This window comes from Variovorax sp. P1_G12 (genome assembly GCF_056405555.1).
This window is the reverse complement of sequence record NZ_JBFUBW010000023.1, coordinates 15,814-36,335: the sequence shown is the minus strand read 5'-3', so window position 1 is coordinate 36,335 and position 20,522 is coordinate 15,814. Positions and strand designations below refer to the sequence as shown.

The window sequence follows — 20,522 nt, the reverse complement described above, 5'->3', positions numbered from 1 at the left end:
CCTCCAAGGAACCCTCCCATGAAAGCAGTGCTCGCCAAGCGCCACGGTCCGCCGGAATCGCTGGTGCTCGAAGAAGTCGCGTCGCCGGCGCCTGGCGACGGCGAGGTGCTGGTGTCGGTGCACGCCAGCGCGGTCAATTTCCCGGACACGCTGATCATCGAGAACAAATACCAGTTCAAGCCGGCGCTGCCTTTCTCGCCGGGCGGCGAGGTGGCGGGCACGGTCAAGGCGGTGGGGCCGGGTGTCGCGGGCTTCGCCGAGGGCGACCGCGTGATCGCGGTCTGCGGCTGGGGCGGCTATGCCGAGGAGGTGCTGACCGACGCGCGCAAGCTGGTGCGGCTGCCGGCCGGCATCGCGATGGAAGCGGCCGCGGCGCTGGTCATCACCTACGGCACCTCGCACTATGCGCTCAAGGAGCGCGCCGACATCCGGCCCGGCGAGACGCTGCTGGTACTCGGCGCGGCCGGTGGCACCGGCATCTCGGCGATCGAACTGGGCAAGCTGATGGGCGCGCGCGTGATCGCCGCCGCGTCCTCCGACGAAAAGCTCGCCCTGTGCCGGCAGGCCGGCGCCGACGAGACGATCAACTACGCCAGCGAAGACCTGCGCGAGCGGCTCAAGGCGATCACGGGCGGGCGCGGCGTCGACGTGGTCTACGACCCCGTCGGCGGCCAGTACACGGAGCCGGCGCTGCGCAGCATGGCCTGGAAGGGCCGCTACCTGGTGATCGGCTTCACCACCGGCGAGATCCCGCGGCCGCCGCTCAACCTGGCGCTGCTCAAGGGCTGCGCGATCGTCGGCGTGTTCTACGGCGGCTTCGCCCAGGCCGAGCCGAAGCGCTACGACCAACTGATGCAGGAGCTTCTGGGCTGGCTGGCCGAGGGCCGCATCCGGCCGGTGATCACCGGGCGCTATCCGCTGGAGCGCGCGGCCGAGGCGCTGCGGCTGGTGGCCGACCGGCGGGCGACCGGGAAGATCATGCTGAGCACCGCGCTGGGGCGGGCGTCGATCGCCTGAGTCAGTCCAGCCCGCTCTGCCAGCGCCGCATGCCGCGCAGCCAGCGGTCGGTGTCGGTGGTCTTGCGCTGCATCTGCTCGTGGATGAAGGGCTGCGGCAGGATCAGGAAGCGCTCCGCGCGCAGGCCCTCGACCACCGCTGCGGCGACCGCATCGGCGCTCACGATGCCTTCGGCCATCAGCGCGCGGCGTTCCGGCGTCTCGGCGTCGAGCAGCGGCGTGTCGACGCCGCCCGGGCACAGGCAGCTGACGCCAATGCCGCGCCCGCCGTAGGTGATCGACAGCCATTCGGCGAAGGCCACCGCCGCATGCTTGCTGACCGCATAGGGCGCATCGAACTGCGACAGCAACCCGGCGGCCGAGGCGGTCTGCAGCAGGTAGCCGCTGCCGCGCGCAAGCATGCGCGGCAGCAGCGCGCGGGCGGCGTGCACATGGGCCATCAGGTTGACCGCCATCACGCGCTGCCAGTCGGCGTCGGGCAGCTCCGGGCCGCCGTGGGCGGTGATGCCGGCGTTGGAGCAGAACAGGTCGATCGCGCCATGCCGGGCCTCGCAGTCGTCGATCAGGCGCCGCAGATCGGCCTCCACCGTGACGTCCACTTCGGCCGCGTGGCCCCCGATGGCGACGGCCAGCTCCGCGGCCTGCGCAGCATGGCGGTCCGCGATCACCACGGCGCGCGCGCCGTCCCTCACGAAGCGCCGGGCCATCGCGGCGCCGATGCCGCTGGCACCGCCGGTGACGACCACCACCTTGTCCTTCAGTTCCATCGGTCCAAGCCTAGGCGGGCAGGGCGCCGGCGTCTTGCGCCCAGCGGCTGCACGTCAGCGGCTGGACGCAAGAAAGTTGCCGCCCGCGCCACCAGACTGCAGCCATGCCCTCCCGCCGCCAAAACCCCGCCCCATGAAAGCCGCCGTCTTCCGCGGCAGCGACCGGCTGCTGGCCATCGAGGACCTGCCGCTGCCCCAGGCCGGCCCCGGCGAGCTGGTGCTGCGCGTGCACTACTGCGGCGTCTGCGGCTCCGACCTGCACGCGACGCACCCGGGCCTGTTCACGGTGAAGGAAGGCACGGTGCTGGGCCACGAGTTCGCCGGCGAGGTGGTCGAGAGCGGCGCCGCCGGCTGGAAGGTCGGCGAGCGCGTCACCGCGCTGCCCAACAACGCCTGCCGCGACTGCACGGACGAGGGTTATCGCGAATGCCGAGACGGCCTCGGCATGATCTGCCCGAACAACCGCTTGACCGGCTTCAGCCCGAACCGTCCCGGCGCTTTGGCCGAATACGTCAAGGTGCCAGCGGGCCAGGCGATCCGGCTGCCGGGCGCGGTGAGCGCTCGCGAGGGCGCCATGATCGAGCCGCTGGCGGTCGGGCTGCATGCGGTGCAGTCGGGCCAGGTCGGCCTTGGCAGCAAGGTGCTGGTGATCGGCGCCGGGCCCATCGGACTGGCCGTGACCGCCTTCGCGCGACAGGCCGGCGCCACGCGGGTGATGGTCAGCGAACGCGCGCCCGGCCGGCGCGAGGTCGCTGCGCGCTTCGGCGCCACGGCGCTGGTCGATCCGGTGGCGCAGGAGGTCGGCCCGGCCTTCGCACGCCACGCCGGCGGTCCGCCCGACGTGATCTTCGAATGCGTGGGCGTCGCCGGGTTGATCCAGCAATGCATCGAACTGGCCCCGCCGCGCGGGCGCATCGTGGTGGTGGGCGTCTGCGCCACCGAGGACCGCGTGGTGCCGCAGCGCGCCATGGCCAAGGAGCTGAACCTGCAGTTCGTCATGGGCTACGCCAAGGCCGACTGGCGGCGTGTGCTGGACCTGCTCGACGCCGGGCGGGTCGACCCGTCGGCGATGCTGACCGACGTGGTGGGGCTGGCGCAGCTGCCCGCCGCCTTCGAGGCGCTGCGGCGTCCCACGACGCAGATCAAGCTGCTGGTGGCGCCGGGCGGCGGTGAAGTCGCGGTCAGCCTGTAGACGCAAGAGATTTGAAAGTCCCTTTGCTACCTTCGACTGACTCCTCGACCCTCCCGAACGCACCACCCGACGCCATGAACTCCCCCGTGACTTTGAGCCGCCATGGCGACATCGCGCTGCTGCGCATCGACAACCCGCCGGTCAACGCGCTGTCGCCGACGGTCGTGGCCGGCCTGGTGGCTGCCATCGATGCCTTCGAGGCCGACGCCAGCTACAAGGCGCTGCTGGTGCATGGCGAGGGCCGCACCTTCGTCGCCGGCGGCGACATCTCCTCCTTCGACCTGCCGGACTTCACGACCCAGCCCTTCAACGGCGCGCTGGCAAGGATCGAGGCGCTGGGCCGCCCGGTGGTGGCCGCGCTGCACGGCACGGTGCTCGGTGGCGGCCTGGAACTGGCGCTCGCCTGCCATTGGCGCGTCGCCCATCCCAAGACCCAGCTGGGCCTGCCCGAGGTCAAGCTCGGCATCCTGCCGGGCTCGCTGGGCACCCAGCGCCTGCCGCGTGTGGTCGGCGCCGAACTGGCGCTCGACATGATCGCCAGCGGCCGCAGCATCGGCGCCGCCCAGGCATTCGAACTCGGGCTGGTCGACGAACTGAGCGAGGCCGCGCCGCTGCAAGCCGGCATCGCCTTCACCGAGGCGCTGCTGGCGCGCGGCGCTGGTCCGCGCCGCATCAGCGAGCGCGCGGTCGCGACCGAGTCGCTGGCACCGGACTTCTTCGAGCGCGCGCTGGCCGAGGCCGCGCGCCGCAAGCCTTTTCATCCGTCGGCGCGCAACATCGTGCTGGCGGTGCAGGCTTCCGCCTTGCCTTTCGCCGAGGGCGAGGCCGCCGAGGCCCGGCTGTTCGAGGAACTGCGCATCTCGCCCGAATCGAAGGCGATGCGCCACCTGTTCTTCGCCGAGCGGCTGGCTTCCAAGATCCCGGGCCTGCCGCGCGACACGACGCTCAGGCCGGTGCGCTCGGTCGGCGTGCTCGGCGCCGGCACCATGGGCGGCGGCATCGCGATGAACTTCGCCAATGCCGGCATCCCGGCCGTGCTGGTCGAGACCTCGCAGGCGGCGCTCGACCGCGGCCTCGGCATCATCCGCGCCAACTACGAGGCCAGCGCCGCCAAGGGCCGGCTCACGGCGCAGCAGGTCGAGGCGCGCATGGCGCTGCTGCGCGGCTCGCTCGACGATGCGGCATTGGCCGATTGCGATCTCGTGATCGAGGCGGTGTTCGAGAACATGGATCTGAAGAAGCAGGTCTGCGCCCGGCTCGGCGCGGTCTGCAAGCCCGGCGCGATCATCGCGACCAACACCTCGACGCTCGACGTCGACGTGCTGGCCGAGGCCACGGGCCGCCCGGCCGACGTGGTCGGCATGCATTTCTTCAGCCCGGCCAACGTCATGCGCCTGCTCGAGGTGGTGCGCGGCGCGAAGACGGCGCCCGACGTCCTTGCCACGGTGATGCAGCTCGCGCGCACGATCCAGAAGGTGGCGGTGGTGTCGGGCGTCTGCTACGGCTTCATCGGCAACCGCATGGCCGAGGTCTATATGCGCGAGGCCGAGTTCCTGATGATGGAAGGCGCCAGCCCGGCGCAGATCGACGGCGCGGTCGAGGCGCTCGGCATGGCGATGGGCCCCTGCCGCATGCTCGACATGGCGGGCATCGACGTCGGCGCCAAGACCGTCATCGAATACGGCAAGGCCGGTGGCCTGCCGCCCGACGACAGCTACCGCGCCGTGGTGCGCAGGATGTTCGAGCTCGGCCGCTTCGGCCAGAAGACCGGTGCCGGCTACTACCGCTATGAAGGCCGCAAGCCGGTCGACGACCCCGAGACCGCGCGCATCGCGGCCGAACTCGCGGCGCAGCACGGCATCGCGCGGCGTAGCGACATCCAGCCGCAGGAGATCGTCGAGCGCCTCCTGTACCCCCTGATCAACGAAGGCGCGCGCATCCTCGAGGAGGGCATCGCCTACCGCCCGGGCGACGTCGACATGGTGTGGGTCGCCGGCTACGGCTTTCCCGACCACCGCGGCGGCCCGATCCACATGGCCGATGCGATCGGCCTGCCGGTGATCGCCGAGCGTCTGGCGCACTACGCGAAGACGCGCGGCAATCCGTACGGCTACTGGGGCACATCGCCGCTGCTGGCCTCGCTGGCCGCGCAAGGCAAGCGGCTCTCCGACTGGCAAGCCGCCTGATCAATCTCACACGGAACCCCCCATGAAAGAAGCCGTCATCGTCTCCACCGCCCGCACGGGCATCGGCCGCGCCTACAAGGGTGCGCTCAACCACACCAAGTCTCCGACCATGCTGGCGCACGCGATCTCGCATGCGGTGCAGCGCGCCGGCGTCGAGGGCGCGGAGATCGAGGACGCGGTGATCGGCTGCGTGCTCTCGGCCGGCACCGCCGGCATGAACCTGGCGCGCAATGCCGTGTTGGCAGCGGGCCTGCCCGACACCGTCTCGGGCCAGACCCTGGACCGGCAATGCGCCTCGGGCCTGATGGCCATCGCCACCGCGGCCAAGCAGGTGATGGTCGACGGCATGGACGTCGTGATCGCGGGCGGGCACGACAACATCACGGCGGTGCAGGAGGCCTACATGGGCTGGGTCGCCAAGGAAAAGGATCCGAAGGTGATCGCCCGCGCCGCGAATGCCTACATGCCGATGCTCCAGACCGCCGAGTTCGTGGCGAAGAAGTACGGCATCAGCCGCGAGGCGCAGGACCGCTATTCGCTCGCCTCGCAGCAGCGCACCGCCGATGCCCAGCAGGCTGGCCGCTTCGACGCCGAGATCGTGGCCTTCGAGACCACCATGGCGGTGGTCGACAAGAACACCAAGGAAGTCTCGTTCAAGGACGTGACCCTCTCGCGCGACGAAGGCAACCGCCCCGAGACCACGTTCGAAGGCCTGGCCTCGCTCAAGCCCGTGATCGAGGGCGGCGTGGTGACGGCCGGCAACGCCAGCCAGCTGTCGGATGGCGCCTCGGCCTGCGTGATCATGGAGCGCGGGCTGGCCGAGCGCCGCGGCCTGGCGCCGCTCGGCATCTACCGCGGCATGGCGGTGGCCGGCTGCGCGCCCGAGGAAATGGGCATCGGTCCGATCTACGCCATTCCGAAGCTGCTCAAGCAACACGGCCTCAAGGTGTCGGACATCGGCCTGTGGGAACTCAACGAGGCCTTCGCCTGCCAGGCGATCTATTGCCGCGACCACCTGGGCATCGACCCCGCGATCTACAACGTCGACGGCGGCGGCATCTCAATCGGCCATCCCTACGGCATGACCGGCGCCCGCGTGGTCGGCCACGCGCTCATCGAGGGCAAGCGCCGCGGCGTCAAGTACGTGGTGGCGACGATGTGCGTCGGCGGCGGCATGGGCGCCGCGGCGCTGTTCGAAGTCGCCTGAGTCGAATCCGGATTCCCTATAAAAAAGACGAGAGACAGATGCAAGACCGCACCCTGATCGACAGCCTCCGGCGCCAGCTGCGCGAGCGTCCCGACGCGGTGGCCTACCGCCGGGGCGAACGCAAGCTCAGCTTCACCGACGTCGAAAGCACGACCAACCGCATCGCCAACGCGCTGGCCGCAATGGGCGTGGGACGCGACAGCCGCGTCGCGGTGCTCACCAAGCACCACATCGAGACCTTGCTGCTGACCCTGGCCGCCTGCAAGCTCGGCGCGGTCTGCATGCCGGTCAACTGGCGGCTGGCTGCACCCGAGATCGCCTACATCCTGAAGGACGGCGAGGCGCCTTTCCTGATGGCCGACCAGGCTTTCATTCCGACCGTGAGAGAGGCCGGACTCGACAAAGTCAGGACGCTGGTCTGCAGCGAGCAGGCGCACGACGGATTGCTGTCATTCGAGCAGTGGCATGCGGGCCACGACGACAGCTTCACGCCGGTCGAAGCCGATACGAACGATGCGGCGCTGCAGCTCTATTCTTCCGGCACCACCGGCCTGCCCAAGGGCATCGTGCTGAGCCATGCCGGCCTGCTGTCGACCTCGCGCGTGGTCGCCAAGGAGTGGGAGTTCGACCAGCGCCACGTGCTCGGCAATCCGCTGCCGGTGTTCCACGTCGCCGGCATGACCATGCTGCTGCTGACGCTCTACACCGGCGGCCAGACCAGCGCCTACTCGGAGTTCGATCCGGCCGGCTACATCCGGGCCATCGGCGAGCACGGCATCACCCACACCTTCATCGTGCCGGCGATGATCCTCTTCATGCTGCAAGTGCCCGAGGTGAAGCGCGGCGACTACAGCCGCCTGCAGATCATTGCCTACGGCGGCTCGCCGGTCAGCGAGACCACGCTGCAGCAGGCCTTCGAGACCTTCGGCTGCAAGTTCCTGCAGGTCTACGGACTGACCGAGGTCTCGGGCCCCGCCACCTTCCTGATGCCCGCCGACCATCGCGCGGGCGATGCCGAACTGCTGCGCTCGGCCGGCCGCCCGATCGGCGGCGGGCGGCTGCGCATCGTCGACCCGGTGTCGCTGAAAGACCTGCCCGACGGCGAGGTCGGCGAGATCTGGATCGAGTCGGACCGCAACCTGAAAGAGTACTGGCGCAACCCCGAAGCCACGGCCGCGGCCTACCCCGAGGGCCGCAACGCCAACGGCGGCTGGTTCCGCTCGGGCGATGGCGGCTATCTCAAGGGCGGCTACCTCTACATCAACGACCGCATCAAGGACATGATCCTGTCGGGCGGAGAGAACATCTACCCGGCCGAAGTCGAGAACGTGCTGATGCGCCATCCGGCGGTGGCCGACGGCGCCGTCATCGGCGTGCCCGACGCCACCTGGGGCGAGGCGGTCAAGGCCTGCGTGGTGCCGCGCCCCGGCATGGCCGTGACAGAGCGCGAGATCATCGACTTCATGCGCGCCAACCTGGCGCACTACAAGTGCCCGAAGTCGGTCGACATCGTGGCCGAGCTGCCGCGCAATCCGAGCGGCAAGGTGCTCAAGCGCGTGCTGCGCGAACCCTACTGGCGCGGCCGCACGCGCGCCATCGGCTGAATTTCGAGAAACCGTGAAGCGACCCGGCGAGGTCGTCCTCCCCATCCACCTGGAGACATGACATGCCTTTGAAGAAACTGATCGCCGCCGCCTTCGGCGCCCTCGCGCTGCTGGGCGCGATGTCCGCCGTGCAGGCGCAGGACAAGCCCATCAAGATCGCGCTGATCGCGAGCAAGACCGGGCCGTCGGAAGCCTATGCGCGCGACACCGAGCGCGGCCTGCGCCTGGGCCTCGAATACCTCACGCAGGGCTCGATGACCGTGCTCGGCCGCAAGATCGAGGTGATCGTCAAGGACGACCAGATGAAGCCCGAGCTGTCGAAGGCCATGCTGACCGAAGCCCTGTCCGACGACAAGGCCGACATCGCGGTCGGCACCTCGTGGTCGGGCGGCGCGCTGTCGATGGCGCCGGTGGCCGAGGAGTACAAGAAGGTGCTGATGGTCGAGCCGGCCATTGCCGACTCGCTGACCGGCTCGGCCTGGAACCGCTACCTGTTCCGCGCCAGCCGCAACTCCTTCCAGGACGCGCTGGCCAGCGCCGCCGGCCTGAAGGAAGGCGACAACCTGGCTTTCCTGGCGCCCGACTACGTGTACGGGCGCGACGGCGTCAAGGCCTTCAAGGAAGCCATGGCGGCGACCCAGAGCAAGGCCAAGATCCTGCACGAGGAGTTCATCCCGCTGTCGACCACCGACTTCACGGCGCCGATGCAGCGCATCTTCGACGGCATGAAGAACGCCACCGGCCGCAAGTACCTGGTCGTGATCTGGGGCGCGCCGAACCCGATCCGCAAGATCTCCGAACTGAATCCGGGCCGCTACGGCATCGAGTTCCTGTCGATCGGCGGCGCCAACCTCGAGAACACCAAGCCCTGGAAAGGCCTGGACGTGACCGGCGGCACGTTCTACTACTACGGCTTCCCGAAGAACGCGATGAACGACTGGCTGGTCGCGGAGCACCAGAAGCGCTTCAAGATGCCGCCGGACCTGTTCACCGCCGGCGGCTTCGTGACCGCGAGCGCCATCATCGCGGGCCTCAAGAAGGCCGGCTCGGCCGACTCCGAGAAGCTGATCGCCGCGATGGAAGGCATGGAGTTCGACACGCCCAAGGGCAAGATGAGCTTCCGCAAGGAAGACCACCAGGCGATGCAGGCGCAGTACCAGTTCAAGATGAAGAAGACGCCCGCCAGCGAGTGGGACCTGCTCGAACTGGTGCGCGAGATTCCGGCTTCCGAGATGCCGGTGCCGATCACCGTGAAGCACTGAGCATGGCGGCTTCCAGTGCACCGGTGCTTGCGAGCACCGGGCTCAGCATCCAGTTCGGCGGCCACGTGGCGGTCAACGAGGTGACGACGCAGTTCGCCGCCGGCACCTTGACGGCCATCGTCGGCCCCAACGGCGCCGGCAAGACGACCTACTTCAACCTGCTGTCGGGCCAGCTGCGCGCAAGCGCGGGCAGCGTGCACTTCAAGGGCGAGGACATCACGCGGCTGAGCGCGCCGCAGCGCACCAGCAAGGGCATCGGCCGCGCCTTCCAGCTGACCAACCTGTTCCCGAAGCTCTCGGTGCTCGAGAACGTGCGGCTGGCGGTGCAGAGCCGGCACAACGCCGGCTTCAACATGCTGGCCGTCTGGCGCAGCCGCCGCGACCTGATCGACCAGGCCGCGCACTACGTGGCGCAGGTCGGGCTGGCGGCGCGCGCGGGCGACCTCTCGGCCAAGCTGCCGCACGGCGACAAGCGCAAGCTCGAGGTCGCGATCCTGATGGCGCTGGAGCCCGAGATCCTGATGTTCGACGAGCCCACCGCGGGCATGAGCGTGGACGAGGTGCCGGTCATCCTCGAACTGATCGGCCGACTCAAGAAGCAGGGCGACAAGACGATCCTGCTGGTGGAGCACAAGATGGACGTGATTCATTCCCTGGCCGACCGCATCATCGTGCTGCACAACGGCCGGCTGGTGGCCGATGGCCTGCCGGCCGAGGTGATGGCCTCGCCGATCGTGCAGGAAGCCTACCTGGGCAAGCGCAGCGCGCCGCGGGCGGCGAAGGCGGTGGCCCATGCCTGAAAAAGTACGCAACGATGCCGGCGGCATGCTGCTGACGCTCGCCGGCGTCCACACCCACATCGGCGAGTACCACATCCTGCAGGGCGTCGACCTGCAGGTGCCGCGCTCGGGCCTCACGGTGCTGCTGGGCCGCAACGGCGCCGGCAAGAGCACCACGCTGCGCACCATCATGGGCCTGTGGCATGCGAGCGCCGGCCGCATCGTGTTCGATGGGCAGGACATCACGGCGACCGAGACCCCCGCGATCTCGCGCAGCGGCATCGCCTTCGTGCCCGAAGACATGGGCATTTTCTCCGGCCTCACGGTGCAGGAGAACCTGCGCCTGGCGGCCATCGGCGGTGCCTTCGACGACGAGCGGCTCGAATGGATCTTCGACCTGTTTCCTGCGCTCAAGCGCTTCTGGCTGCGCCCGGGCGGCACGCTCTCGGGCGGCCAGAAGCAGATGGTCGCGATCGCCCGCGCGATCATCGAGCCGCGCAAGCTGCTGCTGATCGACGAGCCGACCAAGGGCCTCGCGCCCGCGATCGTCGACAACCTGGCCGAGGCCTTCGAGCAACTCAAGGCGCGCGACACGACGATCCTGCTGGTCGAGCAGAACTTCAACTTCGTGCGTTCGCTGGGCGATCACGTGGCGGTGATGGACGACGGCCGCATGGTGCACAGCGGGTCGATGGAGCAACTGTCCGAGGACGAAGGCCTGCAGGCACGCCTGCTCGGCCTGCATGCAGGAGCCGTGCATTGAACGCCGCCGCCCATCCCTCATCCCCCGCCGCGCCGGCCGCCGATGCGGCGCAGGCGCTCGAGGCACTGCCCGGCCGCCGGCGCGACCTGGTGCCCGGCCTGCTGATTCTGGCTTTCATCGGTCTGGCGCTGCCGGTCATCGGCAGCTTCCCGACCTGGGTCACCCTGACCGTCGCCGCGCTCGCCATGGGCATGATGCTGTTCATCATGGCCAGCGGCCTGACGCTGGTCTTCGGCCTGATGGACGTCATGAACCTCGGCCACGCGGCCTTCGTCGCGGTCGGTGCCTACACCGCCACGCTGCTGGTCGGGCCGCTCAAGGGCCTGCTCGAATCCGAATCGGTGTGGGCCAGCCTGGCGGCCATCACGGCGGTCATCGCGCTGTCGATGGTGGTCACGGCCGCGCTCGGCTGGGTCTACGAGCGGCTGTTCGTGCGGCCGGTCTACGGCGACCACCTCAAGCAGATCCTGATCACGATCGGCGCGATGATCATCATCGAGCAGATCGTGCTGGTGCTGTTCGGCGCCAACCAGATGATGCTGCCGATGCCCGAGGCGCTGCGCGGCTCCCTGCTGCTCGGCGATGTCGCGATCGAGCGCTACCGGCTGGTGGCGGTGGCGGTGGGGCTGGTGGTCTACGCCGGCCTCACGCTGCTGCTGATGCGCACGCGGGTCGGCCTGCTGATCCGCGCCGGGGTCGAGAACCGCTCGATGGTCGAGGCCCTGGGCTACCGCATCCGCAACGTCTTCGTCGCAGTCTTCGTCGGCGGCTCGGCGCTGGCCGGCCTGGGTGGCGTGATGTGGGGCTTCTACCGCGAGCAGTTCACGGTCGCGATCGGCGCCGAGGTGCTGGTGCAGATGCTGATCATCGTGATCATCGGCGGTCTCGGCTCGGTCACCGGCTGCTTCGCCGGCGCGATGCTGATCGCGCTCAGTACCAACTACGTGAGCTTCCTGCTGCCCGACATGGCGCTGGTCTCCAACATCCTCGTGATGATGGCGGTGCTGCTGTGGCGGCCGCAGGGCCTCTATCCGGTCAACAAGCACTAGGCGGGCGCCATGTTCAACACGATCCTCTCGGGTGACCTGCCGCGCAGCCGCTGGCTCACGGCGCTCTTGGTGCTGGTGGTGGCCTACCTCGCCACCGCGCCCTTCCTGTTCTCGGGCGCGCGCTCGCTCAACGTGGCGGCGACCATCTGCGTCTTCGTGGTCCTCGTGGCGTCCTTCGACCTGCTGCTGGGCTACTGCGGCGTGGTCTCGTTCGCGCACGCGATGTTCTACGGCATCGGGGCCTACGGCGTCGCGATCGCGATGTACAAGCTCGGGCCGACCTGGAGCGCGATGCTGGTCGGCGCGCTGTCGGGGCTCGGCGTGTCGCTGCTGCTGTCCTTCCTGATCGCGCTGGTGTCGCTGCGGGTCAAGGCGATCTTCTACACGATGATGACGCTGGCGGTGGCCGCCGCCTTCGGCGCCCTGGTGACCCGCATGAGCGGCCTGACCGGCGGCGACGACGGCCGCACCTTCAAGCTGCCCGAGTCGCTGACGCCGGGCTTCCGCCTGTTCGAGAACGACATCCTCGGCACCACGGTCAACGGCAAGGTGCTGGCCTACTACCTCGTCTTCGCTAGCGCCGTGCTGCTGTTCCTGCTGATGCTGCGGGTGGTCAACTCGCGCTTCGGCCGCGTGCTGGAAGCCATCCGAGAGAACGAGTTCCGGGCCGAGGCGATCGGCTACCGCACGCTCTACTACCGCGTGGCGGTCAACTGCCTGGCCGCCGCGCTGGCCACCTGCGCCGGCATCCTGATGGCGCTGTGGCTGCGCTATGTCGGGCCGCAGACCACGGTCGGCTTCAACGTGATGCTCAACATCCTGCTGATGGCGGTGATCGGCGGGCTCGGCACGGTCTACGGCGCGGTGGTCGGCGTGGCGCTGTTCGTGGTGGCCGAGAACTACCTGCAGAGCCTGATGGGCGGCATGAGCGGCTCGCTCGGCGGGGTGCCGCTGCTGGCGGCGCTGTTCCACCCCGACCGCTGGCTGCTGTGGTTCGGCACCGTCTTCGTGCTGTCGGTCTATTTCTTCCCGAGCGGCATCGTCGGCAAGCTGCGGGCGTCCACCAGGGAGGTGTTGTGAATCCACCGGTCGTGCTCGTCGAGGTGCGGGGCAGCGTCCAGGTCATCACGATCAACCGTCCGGCGGTGCGCAATGCGATCAACAAGGAAGTGGCGGTCGCGCTGGCGGCGGCGCTGTCGGAACTCGATGCACGGCCCGAACTGCACGTGGGCATCCTGACCGGCGCCGGCGGCTCCTTCTGCGCCGGCATGGACCTGAAGGCCTTCGCGGCCGGCGGCGACGAGCCGATCGTCGAGGGCAGGGGCTTCGCCGGCATGTGCGAGGCGCCGCGCGCCAAGCCGCTGATCGCGGCGGTCGAGGGCCATGCGGTCGCCGGCGGCTTCGAGATCGCGCTGGCCTGCGACCTGATCGTGGCGGCGCGCGGCGCCAGTTTCGGCCTGCCCGAGGTCAAGCGCGGGCTGGTCGCCTCGTCGGGCGGCCTGATGCGGCTGCCGCACCGCGTTTCGCGCAACCTCGCGATGGAGATGGCGATCATCGGCGACCCGATCACGGCCGAGCAGGCGGCCGCCTGCGGGCTGGTCAACCGGCTGGTGGAGAACGGCGGCGCGCTCGATGCGGCGCTCGAACTGGCGCGGCGCATCGACGCCAACGCGCCGCTCGCGGTCGCGGCCAGCAAGCGGATCGTGGACGCTTCGCGCACCTGGACCGACGACGAGATGTTCGAGCGCCAGCGACCGGTGGCGCGAGCGGTCAACAGCTCCTCGGATGCGCGCGAGGGCGCGACCGCCTTTGCGCAGAAGCGCGCGGCGGTCTGGCAGGGCCACTAGGGACGGGGCAGCCCGATACCAGGGATACCGCGGAACCGGCTTTGCCGGGCCGCTGGTATCGCCCCTTGAGGGGCTGAGGTCCGCGGCTCCAAGCCTGCCTGCGCAGGCTTGGACGGACCCGAAGAGCCGCTGCCTCTGGCAGCGACTCGGGGCGCCGCAGGCGCGTCGGGGGTGTTTCATGCCAGCGAGAAGCTGCTCATCCGCGGCAGCGTGCGCTCGCCGCTCTTCTGGAGGTGCCGCCGCATGCGGCTTTCGGCCTTGGCCTCGTCGCCCTCGAGAATGGCTTCGGTGATGGCGCGGTACTCGGCCACCATCGCCTTCAGGTCGGCGGTGGTCAGCGAGTGATAGAACTGGGCGCGGAACAGGTGCGCCCGCGCCTGCGGCAGCACGCGGTCCAGCTCGCTGCTGTCGGCGATCTCGAACATCACCTTGTAGTAGTTGGCACGTTCGTCGAGCACGCGGTCGAGCGCCTCGGGCGTGCGGGCGCTGATCAGCTTCTGCGCCGCGGCCTCGAAGCGCTTGGCATTGCCTTCGCGGTGGATGTGGGCGGCGGCCAGCCGCGCGGCCAGGCCCGATAGCACTTCCAGCACGCCGAGCAGGCTGGCCGCGTCCTCGCGCGTGAGCGAGCGGATCACCGCGCCGCGGTGCGGCGTGAGATCGACCACGCCGCTCGACGCCAGGATGCGCAGGGCCTCGCGCACGGTGCTGCGGCTGACGCCGAGGTCGCGCGTGAGATCGGCCTCGACCAGCCGCTGGCCCACCGTGAAGCGCCGCATCAGGATGCCCTTGCTGATCGCGTCGGCCACGCGGTCGGGCGTGCTGCGGGGATGGGGCGTTTCGGGCGCCGGCCGGGTGCGGGCGGGCGTCCTGGGTGCGGCGGTCTTGAGGGCGGTGTTCATGCGGCTTCGCGCGCTTGGGGCATGGGGGAAAAGACCCGGAATTGTTGACGTGATTGTCAGGCAATACGCACCGGCCGCAAGGGCTTCGCCCTCGGGTGAACCCTCGAAAGGCCGAAGTCGCAGCGAGTTGGCACAAGACGCAGGGCAGGGCCTTGCCTACGCTCGGCCATCGTCGCGGCGCTGCTGCGTTCAAAGAGGTTCTGGATGTCCGACTCCGTACTGCTGGAGCGTGAAGGCGCCGTCGCACTGCTCACGCTCAATCGCCCCGAACGGGCCAACGTGCTCGACCTCGAGACCGGTCGCGCGCTGGTCGACTGCATCGAGCGGCTGGCCACCGACACGGGCGTGCGCGCCGTGCTGCTGCGGGCCCGCGGCCGGCAATTCTGCGCCGGCGGCGACATCGCCGACTTCGTGGCTGCGGGCGGCGACCTGTCCGGCCTGCTCGACCGCACGATTCCCCCGCTGCACCGCGCGATCCACACGCTGGCGACGCTGCCGGTGCCGGTGGTCAGCGCGCTCAACGGTCCGGTCGGCGGCGGCGGCATCGGCCTCGCGCTCAGCGCGGACATCGTGCTTGCGGCCGAGTCGATGAAGCTGCGCGGCGGCTACTCCGCGATCGGCCTCACACCCGACGCCGGATCGTCCTGGCTGCTGGCGCGCCGCGTGGGTGCCGCGCGTGCCAAGGAGATCTTCCTCACCAACCAGCCGCTGACGGCGCGCGAATGCCTGGCCATCGGCGCCGTATCGCAGGTCCACGCGGACGATGAGCTCGAAGCCCGCGCGCTCTCGCTGGTCGAGGCGCTCGCCGCCGGCGCCACCGCGGCGCTGGCGCGGACCAAGGCCCTGCTCGACGGTGCGGGCGCCCGTTCGCTGGAAGCGCAGTTGGATCTCGAGCACCGCGGCATGGTCGCCTCGGGCGCCACGGCCGACGCCGAGGAGGGTGTCAAGGCCTTCTCGGCCAAGAGAAGCCCTCGATTTATCGGGCGATAGTGTCGGACAAACCCTGATGCATTGTCAGACAATGTGGCCTACGATGGGCCGCATGCAAGGACCTTCCTCGTGAGCGCGATGTCTCCGGAAACGGCCCCGTGGGCCCTGGACACAGCCTGCCTGGCCGCCTGGCTCGAAGCTCGGCTGCCCGGCCTGCGCGGCCCGCTGACGGCCACCCGCTTCAAGGGCGGCCAGTCCAACCCCACCTATCTGTTGAGCGATGCCGCCGGTGCCCGCTACGTGCTGCGCAAGCAGCCCGACGGCGTGCTGCTGCCCTCCGCGCATGCGGTCGACCGCGAGTACCGCGTGCTGCATGCCCTGGGCGGCACCGACGTGCCGGTGGCCCGCGTGCATTGCTTCTGCGACGACCCGCAAGTCGTCGGCACGCCGTTCTACGTGATGGATTTCGTCGACGGCCGCGTGCTGTGGGATCCGGCGCTGCCCGGCATGCAGGTGGCCGAGCGCGGCGCCATCTACGACGAGATGAACCGCGTGGTAGCGGCGCTGCACCGGGTGGATGTCGCTGCGGTCGGCCTGGCCGACTACGGGCGGCCCGGCGCCTTCTTCGAGCGCCAGATCGCGCGCTGGACGCGCCAGTACCAGGCGACGGTGGCCGGGCCCGACGGCGTCGAGGCGATCGCCGCGATGGAGCGCCTGATCGAATGGCTGCCGGCGAACGTCCCCGCCGGGGACGAGACCTGCCTCTTCCACGGCGACCTGCGCATCGACAACATGATCTTCCACCCGAGCGAGCCGCGCGTGCTGGCGCTGCTCGACTGGGAACTGTCCACGCTGGGCCACCCGCTGGCCGACTTCGCCTACCACGCGCTGCCGTGGCGGCTGGGTGCGCAGCAGTTCCGCGGCATGGCCGGTGCCGACTTCGCGGCGCTCGGCATCCCCAGCGAGCGCGCCTACCTCGATGCCTATTGCCGCCGGGTCGGCCGCGAGCCGGTCGACCCGGCGCACTGGGAGTTCTACCTGGCCTACGCGATGTTCCGGCTCGCCGCCATCCTGCAGGGCATCCTGAAACGCTCGCACGACGGCACGGCGTCGAGCGCCGAGGCGCGCGAGACCGGCGCCCGCGCGAAGCCGATCGCAGAGGCCGCGTGGCGGCAGGTCGAGGCCCACTTTCCCCGGACCGCATTCACGTGACCCCCACGCTCCTCACTTCGTGTGTCGCTGCCCCCCGAGGGGGCCGCAGGCCGCCTTGGGGCGGCCCGGCGCCGGCCTGACGCGTTCCTTCCTCCACCTCATCCGAAAGTCAGCTGTGTTCGAGTTCTCCCCCAAGGTCCAGGACCTCCAAAAACGCCTCGCCGCCTTCATGGACGAGCACATCTACCCGAACGAGAAGCGCTACTACCGCGAGGCCGAGGAACTGGGCCCGTGGAAGGTCGCCCCGGTGCTCGAAGAGCTCAAGCCGAAGGCCCGCGCGGCCGGCCTGTGGAACCTGTTCCTGCCCGAGTCCTCGCATGGCGCCGGCCTGACCAACTTCGAGTACGCGCCGCTGTGCGAGATCATGGGCCGCTCGCACCTGGCGCCCGAGGTCTTCAACTGCTCGGCGCCCGACACCGGCAACATGGAGGTGCTGGCCCGCTACGGCACGCCCGAGCAGCAGGCGCAGTGGCTGGTGCCGCTGCTGGCCGGCGAGATCCGCTCCTGCTTCGCGATGACCGAGCCCGACGTGGCCTCGAGCGACGCCACCAACATCGCGTCGAGCATCGTGCGCGACGGCGACCACTACGTGATCAACGGCCGCAAGTGGTACACCACCAACGCCACCGACCCGCGCTGCAAGATCTGCATCTTCATGGGCAAGTCCGACCCCGACAACGCCGACCGCCACAAGCAGCAGTCGATGATCCTGGTGCCGCTCGACACGCCCGGCGTCACCGTGGTGCGGCCGATCGCGGTGTTCGGCTTCTACGGCGTGCCCGACCGCGCCTCGGAAGTCACGTTCGAGAACGTGCGCGTGCCGGCCTCCAACATGCTGCTCGGCGAAGGCCGTGGCTTCGAGATCGCTCAGGGCCGGCTCGGGCCGGGGCGCATCCACCACTGCATGCGGCTGGTCGGCCTGGCCGAGAAGATGCTCGAGCTGATGTGCCAGCGCAGCCTCACGCGCGTGGCTTTCGGCAAGCCCGTGGCGCAGCAGGGCGTGACGGTCGAGCGCATCGCCGAGTCGCGCATCCTGATCGAGCAGGCCCGGCTGCTGACCCTCAACGCGGCGCACCGCATGGACACGGTCGGCAACAAGATCGCCAAGGCAGAGATCGCGATGATCAAGGTGGCGGCGCCGAAGATGGCCTGCCAGGTGATCGATTGGACCATCCAGGCCTTCGGCGGCGGCGGCACCAACAACGACCACGGCATCGCCTCGGCCTATGCCACCGCGCGCCTGCTGCGGCTGGCCGATGGCCCCGATGAAGTGCACCGCAACCAGATCGGTCAGCTGGAGCTCAAGAAGTATCGCTAGCAGCCGCCCCGTGGCACCCAGATTCGGCAGACTGAAGCAAGGAGACAACCATGCACATCGAACTCGACTCTTCCGCATCCTCCATCGCCGTGCGCGGCACCGCCCCCGCGCGGCAGGAGCCGCTCATGTGGCTGAACGCGGATCGCGTGCTCTACGTGGGCCTGCTCGGCGAGCCCTCGGTGCGCACCTTCGGCGCCTATTCGATCTACGTGTCGCTCAGCAAGCCGCACCGCATCAGCGTCGCAGGCGGCGCCTGGGAGGAGGCCGAGGTGTCGGTGATTCCGCCCTACGTGCCGCATCGCATCGCCTCGGGCGAACGCATGATCTGCAACATCCTCATCGAGGCCGACAGCGTGGAGCGCAAGCGCCTGCCGGCCTTCATCGCGCAGGGGCGCGGCCTCGTGTGCGACGACGAGGTGCTGCGTGCGTTGCGCGCCGCGCTCGAGCGCTTCCGTTGCAGCAGCACGCGGCAGTTCCCGCAGACGGCCGACTTCGACCACAGCTTCTTCGGCGAGGCGCTGGTGCCGCGTGCCATCGATCGGCGCATCCGCGCCACGCTCGCGCGCATCAAGGACGACCCCAACAGCCACACCTCGGCGCAGGACTGCGCCGACGCCTCGCACCTGTCGGTGTCGCGCTTCCTGCACCTGTTCAAGGCCGAGGTGGGCACGCCGTTCCGCAGCTTCCGGACCTGGCAGCGGGCTCGCAGCGTCCTCTATTACGTGACGCAGAACGCCAATCTGGCGAACATCGCGCTCGATGTCGGCTACCCCGACTCGACCCATTTCAGCCACTCGATCCGGCAGGTCTACGGCCTGACGCCGAAGTCGATCTTCGCGGGCAGCCGCAGGCTCGAGCTCTACGGCCGGGCGGCTGCGGGCTCGCCGCGCTATCAGTTCGCCTGATTCTTCCTCAAAGACTTATGCAAGTAGATTTCGATTTCACTGGCAAGCACGTGGTGGTGTTCGGCGGCACCACGGGCATCAACTTCGGCATCGCGCACGCGTTCGCGCGCCAGGGTGCCAGGCTCGCGGTGGCCAGCCGCAAGCCCGAGAACGTGGCGGCCGCCATCGGTGAGCTGCGCGGTCACGGCGGCGAGGTGCACGGCGTGTGCGCCGACGTGCGCGACTTCGATGCGGTGGGCCGCGCGCTGCAGGAATCGGTCGACCGATTCGGCCCCATCGACGTGCTGGTGTCGGGCGCGGCAGGCAACTTCCTCTGCGAAGCCAAGGACATGTCGTCCAACGGCTTCAAGGTAGTGGTCGACATCGACCTGGTCGGCAGCTTCCACGTGCTGCGCCAGGCGCATGCGCACCTGCGCAAGCCCGGCGCATCGGTCATCAACATCACGGCGCCGCAGTCCTTCGTGCCGATGCGCTACCAGGCGCATGCCTGCGCCGCCAAGGCCGGCGTCGACCAACTCACGCGCGTGCTGGCGCTGGAGTGGGGCGCGGAGGGCGTGCGCATCAATTCGATCTCGCCCGGGCCGATCGACGGCACGGAAGGCTTCCGCAAGCTGATGGCGCCCTCGGTGGCAGAGCGCGACGCGGCACAGAACGCCGTGCCGCTGAAGCGCTTCGGCAGCTTGGATGACATCGCCAACCTTGCGTTGTTCCTGGCATCGCCCTATGCGGGCTATATCTCGGGCGCCTTGATTCCGTGCGATGGAGGCGGGGCGGTGGAGAGTGTCAAGCCGGCGCTGGAGTCGGCGGGGGCGTTGCTCTGAACCTCATGGTCGCCGGACGCTGTGCCTTGAGCTCGGCCGCAGGGCACGCGGACCGCTACGGGCGCACCGGGTGCTTGGCCTGGCTGCCGGGAGGGGCGGCGAGAACCTGCGCGCGAAGGTCGTTGTAGCGCGCCACGAAATTGACCAGCACGCTGGCGGTCCAAGCAAAAGCGAAGATGCCCGACATCCCGATGATCGGGGGCACCATGCGCCAGGCGCGCGGCAGCGAGAACGGCTCGCCCAGCGCGGTGTAGCAGTTCGCCGCGAAGTAGGCCGCCGTCGACCACTCGCCGATGATGTGGCCGAAGATCAGGGCGGCCGACCAGACGACCACCTCCGCCAGGTGCAGCGCGAGCAGCATCATCACCGTCAGCGTGAACAGCAGGTCGGCGCGCCACAGCGAGGCGTGCGAGCCCAGGGCGGCCGAGCGCTTGAGAAAGGAGCTCGTGATGATGCGGATCCAGAAGGCATGGAACATGATCACGAAGACCAGCACGGCCCCGCCGAACATGATGTCGGGCAGGGGCAGCGCCTGGGTCAGGGCGTTCTCGACCTGGGTGGGACTCAGGCTCGACAGCTCCGAGGCGGCCGTCGAGACCACCTCCTGGGGCAGCGAGTCGGAATCGAATTTTGTATCGGCCATGGTGCGGATCCGGGTGCTCATGCGGGGAACGAACAGGCGCCAGCCTGCCTGCGGTGGGTGCTGCGACTGTTGCCGCGTTGGGGGGGGCTGTCAACTCATTGCGGTCAGGACGTCGGGGCAGA

The 20,522-nt window shown here is 69.4% G+C and carries 19 protein-coding genes; 16 read left to right on the top strand and 3 right to left on the bottom strand.

Going from position 1 to position 20,522, the window contains the following annotated elements:
- Positions 1–18: 18 nt before the first annotated feature.
- Positions 19–1,017: an NADPH:quinone oxidoreductase family protein gene (locus tag AC1D2O_RS24165; protein WP_478158029.1), complete on the top strand. Its 999-nt coding sequence runs from the start codon at positions 19–21 to the stop codon at positions 1,015–1,017.
- 1 nt (position 1,018) lies between these two features.
- On the opposite strand, the gene AC1D2O_RS24160 is transcribed toward AC1D2O_RS24165, so the two are convergent.
- Positions 1,019–1,783 (bottom strand): SDR family oxidoreductase, encoded by a 765-nt coding sequence (locus tag AC1D2O_RS24160; protein WP_478158028.1) that lies wholly within the window; start codon positions 1,781–1,783, stop codon positions 1,019–1,021.
- A gap of 133 nt (positions 1,784–1,916) precedes the next feature.
- Between AC1D2O_RS24160 and AC1D2O_RS24155 the strand changes: the two genes are divergently transcribed.
- The 10 genes from AC1D2O_RS24155 (at position 1,917) to AC1D2O_RS24110 (ending at position 13,672) form a co-directional block, all read left to right on the top strand.
- On the top strand, positions 1,917–2,975 hold the full coding sequence (locus AC1D2O_RS24155) for a zinc-binding dehydrogenase (protein ID WP_478086152.1): 1,059 nt from the start codon (positions 1,917–1,919) through the stop codon (positions 2,973–2,975).
- 74 nt (positions 2,976–3,049) lie between these two features.
- The gene (locus AC1D2O_RS24150) at positions 3,050–5,161 is read left to right on the top strand and encodes a 3-hydroxyacyl-CoA dehydrogenase NAD-binding domain-containing protein (protein WP_478086153.1); all 2,112 of its coding nucleotides are present in this window, start codon (positions 3,050–3,052) and stop codon (positions 5,159–5,161) included.
- 22 nt (positions 5,162–5,183) lie between these two features.
- Complete coding sequence (locus AC1D2O_RS24145) at positions 5,184–6,368, top strand: acetyl-CoA C-acyltransferase (protein WP_478086154.1); 1,185 nt, start codon at positions 5,184–5,186, stop codon at positions 6,366–6,368.
- A 38-nt stretch (positions 6,369–6,406) separates the two neighbouring features.
- The gene (locus AC1D2O_RS24140) at positions 6,407–7,972 is read left to right on the top strand and encodes a long-chain-fatty-acid--CoA ligase (protein WP_478086156.1); all 1,566 of its coding nucleotides are present in this window, start codon (positions 6,407–6,409) and stop codon (positions 7,970–7,972) included.
- Between the two features lie 62 nt (positions 7,973–8,034).
- Positions 8,035–9,234, top strand: coding sequence for a substrate-binding domain-containing protein (locus AC1D2O_RS24135; RefSeq protein ID WP_478158027.1), 1,200 nt, complete (start codon positions 8,035–8,037; stop codon positions 9,232–9,234).
- A 2-nt stretch (positions 9,235–9,236) separates the two neighbouring features.
- Complete coding sequence (locus AC1D2O_RS24130) at positions 9,237–10,034, top strand: ABC transporter ATP-binding protein (protein ID WP_478086160.1); 798 nt, start codon at positions 9,237–9,239, stop codon at positions 10,032–10,034.
- Complete coding sequence (locus AC1D2O_RS24125) at positions 10,027–10,776, top strand: ABC transporter ATP-binding protein (RefSeq protein ID WP_478086162.1); 750 nt, start codon at positions 10,027–10,029, stop codon at positions 10,774–10,776. Before AC1D2O_RS24130 ends, AC1D2O_RS24125 begins: the two co-directional genes overlap by 8 nt.
- A complete protein-coding gene (locus AC1D2O_RS24120; RefSeq protein WP_478158026.1) occupies positions 10,773–11,825 on the top strand; it encodes a branched-chain amino acid ABC transporter permease in 1,053 nt (350 codons plus the stop codon). The genes AC1D2O_RS24125 and AC1D2O_RS24120 overlap by 4 nt, the downstream gene beginning before the upstream one ends.
- Before the next feature lie 9 nt (positions 11,826–11,834).
- Positions 11,835–12,905 carry a branched-chain amino acid ABC transporter permease gene (locus tag AC1D2O_RS24115; protein ID WP_478094138.1) on the top strand — a complete coding sequence of 357 codons (1,071 nt, stop codon included), beginning with the start codon at positions 11,835–11,837 and terminating at the stop codon, positions 12,903–12,905.
- Positions 12,902–13,672, top strand: coding sequence for a crotonase/enoyl-CoA hydratase family protein (locus tag AC1D2O_RS24110; RefSeq protein WP_478094136.1), 771 nt, complete (start codon positions 12,902–12,904; stop codon positions 13,670–13,672). The genes AC1D2O_RS24115 and AC1D2O_RS24110 overlap by 4 nt, the downstream gene beginning before the upstream one ends.
- 176 nt (positions 13,673–13,848) lie before the next feature.
- Here AC1D2O_RS24110 and AC1D2O_RS24105 read toward each other — a convergent pair whose 3' ends face one another.
- Positions 13,849–14,571 carry a GntR family transcriptional regulator gene (locus AC1D2O_RS24105; protein ID WP_478094135.1) on the bottom strand — a complete coding sequence of 241 codons (723 nt, stop codon included), beginning with the start codon at positions 14,569–14,571 and terminating at the stop codon, positions 13,849–13,851.
- A gap of 204 nt (positions 14,572–14,775) precedes the next feature.
- On the opposite strand from AC1D2O_RS24105, the gene AC1D2O_RS24100 reads away from it, so the two are divergent.
- The 5 genes from AC1D2O_RS24100 (at position 14,776) to AC1D2O_RS24080 (ending at position 19,757) form a co-directional block, all read left to right on the top strand.
- Positions 14,776–15,561 carry an enoyl-CoA hydratase-related protein gene (locus tag AC1D2O_RS24100; RefSeq protein ID WP_478158025.1) on the top strand — a complete coding sequence of 262 codons (786 nt, stop codon included), beginning with the start codon at positions 14,776–14,778 and terminating at the stop codon, positions 15,559–15,561.
- 78 nt (positions 15,562–15,639) lie between these two features.
- Positions 15,640–16,713 (top strand): phosphotransferase, encoded by a 1,074-nt coding sequence (locus AC1D2O_RS24095; protein WP_478088853.1) that lies wholly within the window; start codon positions 15,640–15,642, stop codon positions 16,711–16,713.
- A gap of 115 nt (positions 16,714–16,828) precedes the next feature.
- On the top strand, positions 16,829–18,031 hold the full coding sequence (locus tag AC1D2O_RS24090) for an acyl-CoA dehydrogenase family protein (RefSeq protein WP_478088815.1): 1,203 nt from the start codon (positions 16,829–16,831) through the stop codon (positions 18,029–18,031).
- Positions 18,032–18,081: 50 nt separating this feature from the next.
- On the top strand, positions 18,082–18,936 hold the full coding sequence (locus tag AC1D2O_RS24085) for a helix-turn-helix transcriptional regulator (RefSeq protein ID WP_478088817.1): 855 nt from the start codon (positions 18,082–18,084) through the stop codon (positions 18,934–18,936).
- 17 nt (positions 18,937–18,953) lie between these two features.
- On the top strand, positions 18,954–19,757 hold the full coding sequence (locus tag AC1D2O_RS24080; protein WP_478088818.1) for an SDR family oxidoreductase: 804 nt from the start codon (positions 18,954–18,956) through the stop codon (positions 19,755–19,757).
- Between the two features lie 55 nt (positions 19,758–19,812).
- Here AC1D2O_RS24080 and AC1D2O_RS24075 read toward each other — a convergent pair whose 3' ends face one another.
- Complete coding sequence (locus AC1D2O_RS24075; protein WP_478088820.1) at positions 19,813–20,400, bottom strand: hypothetical protein; 588 nt, start codon at positions 20,398–20,400, stop codon at positions 19,813–19,815.
- Positions 20,401–20,522 lie beyond the last annotated feature (122 nt).